Origin of the sequence: Bacillus sp. JJ1127 (assembly GCF_036965845.1) — a bacterium.
In the GTDB taxonomy this organism is placed as follows: Bacteria; Bacillota; Bacilli; order Bacillales; family Bacillaceae_G; genus Bacillus_A.
Genome location: NZ_JBALQK010000237.1, coordinates 1 through 6,833, shown reverse-complemented (window position 1 = coordinate 6,833; position 6,833 = coordinate 1). Strand labels below are relative to the sequence as shown.

Genomic DNA, 6,833 nt, shown 5'->3' with positions numbered 1-6,833 from the left:
TCGATAGAATGAATCCTCTCGCCTTGTGAAATATTTTGTGTCATTATTTTCCTCCTTTAAGTCAATCCCTTTTATTATACAAAATGTAAACAAAAGGAGATAGAGGTATTTCCAATTTTTGAAACTATTAAGATGTGTATGATGAGATATAATAAGAGTGCACAACAAGTTTTTCACTCCTTTAAAACAGGCAGTAGAAAGCCCCTTCTTTCAAAGGGGCTTTCTTTTTGAAAAAAAATATTGATAATGATTCTCTTTAATGATAAAATGAATGTAAAATTGATAATCATTATCAAAAAAAGGTTGGTGTGTTAAATATGATGTATACATTAATTGCAGGAACGGTTGTTGTATATGCTGTCATTACAAAGTATGTGTTAAATGAGGTTGGAACAACAAAATGAATAATCTTACATAAAATCCCTTTCATTTGTCAAAAGAATGAAGGGGATTTTTTATTTTTGATGTGAATATGCTGAAAATTTAGTATGATAATAGGGTATATACATCTTGGAATAAAGGGGATCAAGGGGATGACAAACATAGTACAGACAAACAGTATGAAAAAGCTTGTTTGTTTTTATGAAGAATGGCAGAAGCATGGTGATACAGAAAATAGCTTGAAGCTGTTTGAGGTAATGCAAAAATATAAAGAAGAACAGCTTATGATTGCATTTTGTGGCCATTTTTCTGCTGGGAAATCGACGATGATGAATCACTTATATAAAGCGCAGCTATTGCCGACAAGTCCGATTCCAACAAGTGCAAATGTAGTTAAAATTGAAAAGGGACAGGATCGTGTTGTTGTTACAGTGAAATCTGGAGAGCACTATGAATATGACGGTGCGTATTCGGCAGAAGAGTTGAAGCAGCTTTGTAAAAATGGTGATGAAATAATTGGCGTTCATATTTACCGAAATGATGCACCAATTCCTGATGGTGTCATACTTGTTGACACACCTGGAATTGATTCGACAGACGACGCGCATCAATTAGCAACAGAATCAACGCTCCATCTTGCGGACGTTATTTTTTACATGATGGACTATAACCATGTTCAATCAGAAGTGAACTTGCAGTTTGTGAAAGAATTAAAGCAGCGTAATAAAACGGTGTATCTTGTTGTCAATCAAATTGATAAGCATAAAGAAAATGAGCTGTCATTTGAGAGTTATAGGCAAAGTGTGAAACAATCATTCTCTAATTGGGATATTGAAGTAGATGGTATTTTTTATACTTCTTTACGAATGACGAACCATCCGCACAATGAAATTCAAAAATTAGAGAATTTGCTTTCTTCTATTATGAAAGAGCGTGAACAATACGTGAGCAATGGTATGGAAAGAGAAACAGAATATTTATTACAAGAGCATTTTTCATTCGTTCTTTCAGAAAATGAAAAACAGCTTATGCCATATGAAAAAGAATTAGCATCACCGTTATCGCTTTCAGAAGTAATGGAAAAGAAGGAAGAGCTTCTTGAAAATAAACGACGTGTGGCTAATAAAGAATCCGATGTAAAAAATGAGTTTATAAAAGGTTTGCAAGCAATATTAGATAACGCTTACTTAATGCCGTTTGAAATGAGAGAGCTAGCGAATCAATATTTAGAAACGAAACTAACAAAATTTAAAGTCGGTTTATTATTTGCAAAAGGAAAAACAGAGCAAGAAAAACAGCGGCGCTTAGATGCATTTTATTCAGCACTAGAGAAGACCGTTGAAACGCAGCTTGATTTCCATGTAAAAGAGTTTATTGTAGCTTTCTTAAAAGGTGAAGGGTTGTTTACAGAAGAAGTAGGAAAAGACATATATGCAATGCAAAGTTCTTTTAATCCCGAATTATTAGCAGAAACAATTAAACAAGGTGCAGGATTTACAGGAGATTACTTGCTTCTGTATACAGCAGATGTTGCAAATGAGCTAAAGAAAAGATACTTTATGAAAGCGCAGCAGATTTTCGAGAAGAGTACGAGTGTTTTACAGGAAAAGGTCAAAGAAGAGATTGTTCACATTGAAGAAGAAATTGAACAATATGCGGTATTGCAGACGGCAAAAGAAACAAAATTACAATATGTTAAAGCGTATGATAAATACGAAAATTACTTACAAGGTATTTGGGGCGATCATGTACCAGTGCCAGATGGATTACAAATAGAAGAAGTATTGCAAGGTAAGAAGCAGGTTGTAAATGAGAAGTTTACATTACAAGAACAAGAGGTGCGAAGTGATAGCATTTCTTATAATGAAGAAAATGTAAAAACGACAGCAACATTAAATATTCATCGTATATTAGAACAAGTAAAAGGTGCGGAAACGATATTAGAAACTCTTCCTACGCTTAAACATTTGCATCAAGAAGTTGTTGGGAAAAGAAAACGTGTGGAAACGAAACAATTTACAGTAGCGCTATTTGGGGCGTTTAGTGCAGGGAAATCATCATTTGCAAATGCTTTGCTTGGTGAGAATGTGCTCCCAGTGTCACCAAATCCGACAACGGCGACGATTAATCAAATTTTGCCAATTACAGAAGAGAAACCTCACGGTACGGTGGTTGTTCAATTTAAATCAAAGCAAGCATTGTTAGAAGATATGAAAGCAGTTTATAAACTGTTTCATTATGAAATAGCAACATTGGAAGAAGCATTATCACAAATAGATACAATCATCCAGTACCCATCACCAAGTGGAAAGCAAAAAACAACATTTAGTTTTTTACGTGCGGTACAAAGAGGTTATCAGGCAGTTTCTAACAACTTAGGGGAACAAGTACAAGTTACGTTAGAAGAATTTGCTGAGTATGTAGCGAATGAAGAAAAGTCATGTTTTGTGGAATATATGGAACTCTACTATGATTGTACTTTAACGAGACAAGGGGTTGCTCTTGTTGATACGCCGGGAGCAGATTCTATTAATGCCCGTCATACAGATGTTGCATTCCAATACATAAAAAATGCGGATGCAATTCTATTCGTAACGTATTACAATCATGTCTTTTCAAGAGCAGATCGTGAATTTTTAATTCAGCTTGGTCGCGTGAAAGATACATTTGCACTTGATAAAATGTTCTTCTTGATTAATGCAGCGGACTTAGCGCAGTCTGAGGATGAACTTGAAATGGTAAAAGGATATATTGCAGATCAGCTCTTACAATACGGTATTCGAAATCCGCGCTTGTTTGCAATTTCAAGCCTATGTGCACTGAAAGAGAAACAAGGAAAGAGTATTTCAAAAGAACAGTATGGAATCTTGCAAAATTCGGGAATTACAAAGTTTGAGGAATCATTTACATCCTTTATGATGCGTGATTTAATGCTCGTGTCTGTACATTCTTTATATAGTGCACTGCAAAGCGCAGATCAACTTCTTGCAAACATGATACAAGGAGCCAAGCAAGGAAATGATGAAAAAGAAAAGCAAATAAAAAAATATGAAGCAGAACGTGAGCAGCTACTTCATATTATTTCATCGTATAGTGTACTTGCAGAAGAACAGGCAATGCAAAATGAAGTGAAAGAACTGTTGTATTATGTACAGCAACGTTTATTTTTACGTTATAATGATGTGTTTACTGAATTTATTAACCCAGCATCGCTTCGAACAGATGGAAATGTAAAAATTAAGTTGCAAGAATGCCTCATGGAGCTTGTATCCTTCATTCAGCATGATTTGGTGCAAGAGATGCGAGCAACTTCACTGCGTCTTGAAAGATGGATTGATGAAACGATGCAGCGTGCAGGGGATGAAATTGCAGTAAAATGTAAGACGGAAAATAAATCTATCTCTATGAATGGAACAGCGGATTATGAGTACCAAGTTATTACACATAAAGAGCCGTTTCCTTCTATAGAAATAAAAGATTTTAAAAAGGCATTATCCCATTTTAAAAACGAGAAAAGCTTTTTTGAGAAAAATGATAAAGCAGTCATGCAAGAAGATACGAAGGAATCACTCGAGCCTTTCGTATCCCAATATGTAGCGGATGAAGAAGAATTATTTATTCATCACTATAAACAAGAATGGGAAGTGAAGTGGGACCTATTCCGAGAAGTGATGCAGCAAGATGTTAAGCAATATTATGAAAGTGTATTATTCGCTTTAGCAGAAACAATTGATGTATCGCTATATGAACAAAGTAAGGGACAATTACAGAAACAATTAGCAGCAATCGAAAAAGAAATTCATATTGTATAACTTCTATGAAAAAAAGATTTGTTCAATTTTCTTTTGTAATACAGCATCCAGTGATTTTACGAATCCTGCAAATTCATCTGTAGAAATCATATGAGTAAGAACTAATCGTCTACCATCTGGTGTTTCACCGCATAAGACGAATGAAGAAAACTCATATGGTTTTCCTTCTACAACTAATTTTGGATAGGAATATGTTCCATTTTTCTTTTTCTTTCCATCAATTGAGATGACGTTGCACTTTTTCTCATTGTTGTCCATGGTGAATCCCTCCTTTGTATTACTTATGGTAGACAAGGTGGGTTTAGAACAAGAGAGAAAGGAGAAATTTTATGGGAATTGTAATAGAGCGTATTTCTAAAGAGATTGCACCGAAGTCGCTGTTATTGCTTGCCGATCCAAGTGAACGTCAAATCAATTCATATCTCCAGCGCGGTCTTATCTATGCTATGAAAGAGGAAGAAAAGGTAATAGGTGTATATGTATTGCTTCAAACAAGGCCACGAGCAATGGAAATTATGAATATTGCTGTTTTGGAAGAGTTACAAGGACAAGGCATTGGGAGACAATTGTTACAACATGCGATTATAACTGCGAAAGAACATCATATGCATACACTTGAAGTTGGGACAGGAAATTCTAGTGTTTCGCAGCTTGCATTATATCAAAAATGTGGTTTTCGTATTTTTTCTATTGATTTTGATTACTTTTCAAAGCATTATGAAGAAGAGATTATTGAAAATGGAATTGTATGTCGTGATATGATTCGGCTTACAATGGAACTCACGTAGTCATTTTCTTATGAAGAACTGGCAAGAAAGTACAAATTTTACTTAGGGGGAAGAGAAGATGGAAGTACATAAAGCAATTACAGCACATTCTCGTAAACAAAATGAAATTGTGACAACATTTTTACAGCTAGAAGCACAGCGTGAAGCGGCAATTGAAGCGGCGGTAGCACTTGCTTCAAATGGAAAACATTTCTCAGTAGATGCAATTAATATGGTAACAAAGCAAATCAATGACCTTGCTAAACGAGGTGTTGCACCGCAACGTAAAATTGTAACAGAAGATATGGTTATGGAGTATGTAAGTCGCCTGCAAGAGAAAGAAGGTCGTTAAGCATGATTGTTACAGTCGAATGGTTACGAGAGCATATAGAGGATGAACATGTTCGCATAGTTGATTGTCGTTTTGACTTAGCTAATCCAAATTGGGGACGAGAACAGTATGAAAAAGAACATATTCCCCATGCACTATATTTTGACTTGAATCTTGATTTATCCAGTCCTATTACGGAGCATGGTGGCCGTCATCCACTCCCGAACCTTGAGGATTTTGCCGAAAAGCTTTCTCAAGCTGGTATTGATGAACATACAACAGTTGTTGCATATGACAGTCAAGCTGGTGCAATGGCTTCGCGTCTATGGTGGCTATTAACATATGTAGGACATCAAAAAACATATGTGTTAAATGGTGGTTTTCCTACTTGGAAAGAACAAAATTTATCTACAACAGCGGAAGTTCCAACATTTGAACGAAAACATTTTATGCCAAACGTACAAGAAAGCTTACTTGTAACGATGGAAGATGTGAAAGAAAAGATTCGTGCAAATGCAGATATTACGTTAATTGATTCTAGGGAGCCAAATCGTTATGCTGGTGCCGAAGAACTTGTCGATCATAGTGCTGGTCACATTCCGACGGCAGAAAACTATTTTTGGAAAGATGGAATCACAGCGGAAGGACAGTTCAAAAATAAAGATGAGCAAGAGGAACGTTTCCATCATCTTAATAAAGAGAAGGAAACAATCGTTTATTGCGGATCTGGTGTAACAGCATGTCCGAATGTATTAGCGCTACAAACAGCTGGTTTCCGTAATGTGAAGTTATATGCTGGAAGCTGGAGTGATTGGATTTCTTATCCAGAAAATCAAATTGTAAAAGAAGGACAGTAACCCCTTGCATGCAAAAATATTTTGTATTAAAATAAGGTCACAAGCAAGAAATTGCTTCAAAATATTACATTTTACACATTGCATACAATGTGATAAGATAACGACAAGTAAATAAAACATCCTGCGGTGTACGTAACTTATTTATGTCTAAAACCGATGTTAGTTATACGGAAGCTCAACATTTAGCGACCATCATCAAGCCTTCTTTATGGAGGAAGATATATGGTAGCTGTGAGGGCATCCACCTGCGAGTAGCGGGTTTTTGGACATTTACGAGGGACGGCACGTGCGGGGGTCTTATTTTAACTAACATTATATAAAATTCCTACGGTGTACGTAGCTTATGTATGTCTTAAACCAATGAGTATAATACGGAAGTTCAATATTTAAATGGAAACAGCACGCCGTCTTTTTAAGAAGGAAACTGCAAACATTTGTGAGGACATCCACCTGTGAGAGCAGGTTTATGGACATCTAGAGATAACGGCATGTGTGGGACTATATAAAAACCTTACGTTTTATACGTAAGGTTTTTTGTTGTGGGAACTTTTTTATCAGTGTACTTGAAATGATTTAAGTTTCGTTGTGTGGGAACTATAAAAAATATTAGAAATAAAGTGAAACCCCTACTGATGGGAGTTTTGCTTTATCATTTTAACCGAGAAGCCCCCTTCCTCTAAACGAA

Annotated in this window: 5 protein-coding genes and 2 other RNA genes; 6 read left to right on the top strand and 1 reads right to left on the bottom strand. The window is 35.8% G+C overall.

Annotated features, from left to right (window positions below):
- The first annotated feature begins 533 nt into the window (after window positions 1–533).
- On the top strand, window positions 534–4,193 hold the full coding sequence (locus V7183_RS20955) for a dynamin family protein (protein WP_335360702.1): 3,660 nt from the start codon (window positions 534–536) through the stop codon (window positions 4,191–4,193).
- Between the two features lie 3 nt (window positions 4,194–4,196).
- Here the strand turns inward: V7183_RS20955 and V7183_RS20950 are convergent, their stop codons facing one another.
- Window positions 4,197–4,451: a DUF3931 domain-containing protein gene (locus V7183_RS20950; protein WP_097897180.1), complete on the bottom strand. Its 255-nt coding sequence runs from the start codon at window positions 4,449–4,451 to the stop codon at window positions 4,197–4,199.
- 71 nt (window positions 4,452–4,522) lie between these two features.
- On the opposite strand from V7183_RS20950, the gene V7183_RS20945 reads away from it, so the two are divergent.
- The 5 genes from V7183_RS20945 (at window position 4,523) to ssrS (V7183_RS20925) (ending at window position 6,651) form a co-directional block, all read left to right on the top strand.
- Window positions 4,523–4,981, top strand: coding sequence for a GNAT family N-acetyltransferase (locus V7183_RS20945; RefSeq protein ID WP_097897179.1), 459 nt, complete (start codon window positions 4,523–4,525; stop codon window positions 4,979–4,981).
- A 58-nt stretch (window positions 4,982–5,039) separates the two neighbouring features.
- Window positions 5,040–5,312, top strand: a complete 273-nt coding sequence (locus V7183_RS20940) for a DUF2533 family protein (RefSeq protein ID WP_097897178.1) — start codon at window positions 5,040–5,042, stop codon at window positions 5,310–5,312.
- Between the two features lie 2 nt (window positions 5,313–5,314).
- Window positions 5,315–6,148, top strand: a complete 834-nt coding sequence (locus tag V7183_RS20935) for a sulfurtransferase (protein ID WP_335360701.1) — start codon at window positions 5,315–5,317, stop codon at window positions 6,146–6,148.
- A gap of 115 nt (window positions 6,149–6,263) precedes the next feature.
- Window positions 6,264–6,446: non-coding RNA, 6S RNA (gene ssrS, locus V7183_RS20930), on the top strand.
- Between the two features lie 21 nt (window positions 6,447–6,467).
- A non-coding RNA gene (ssrS, locus tag V7183_RS20925) (6S RNA) lies at window positions 6,468–6,651 on the top strand.
- Window positions 6,652–6,833: the final 182 nt, after the last annotated feature.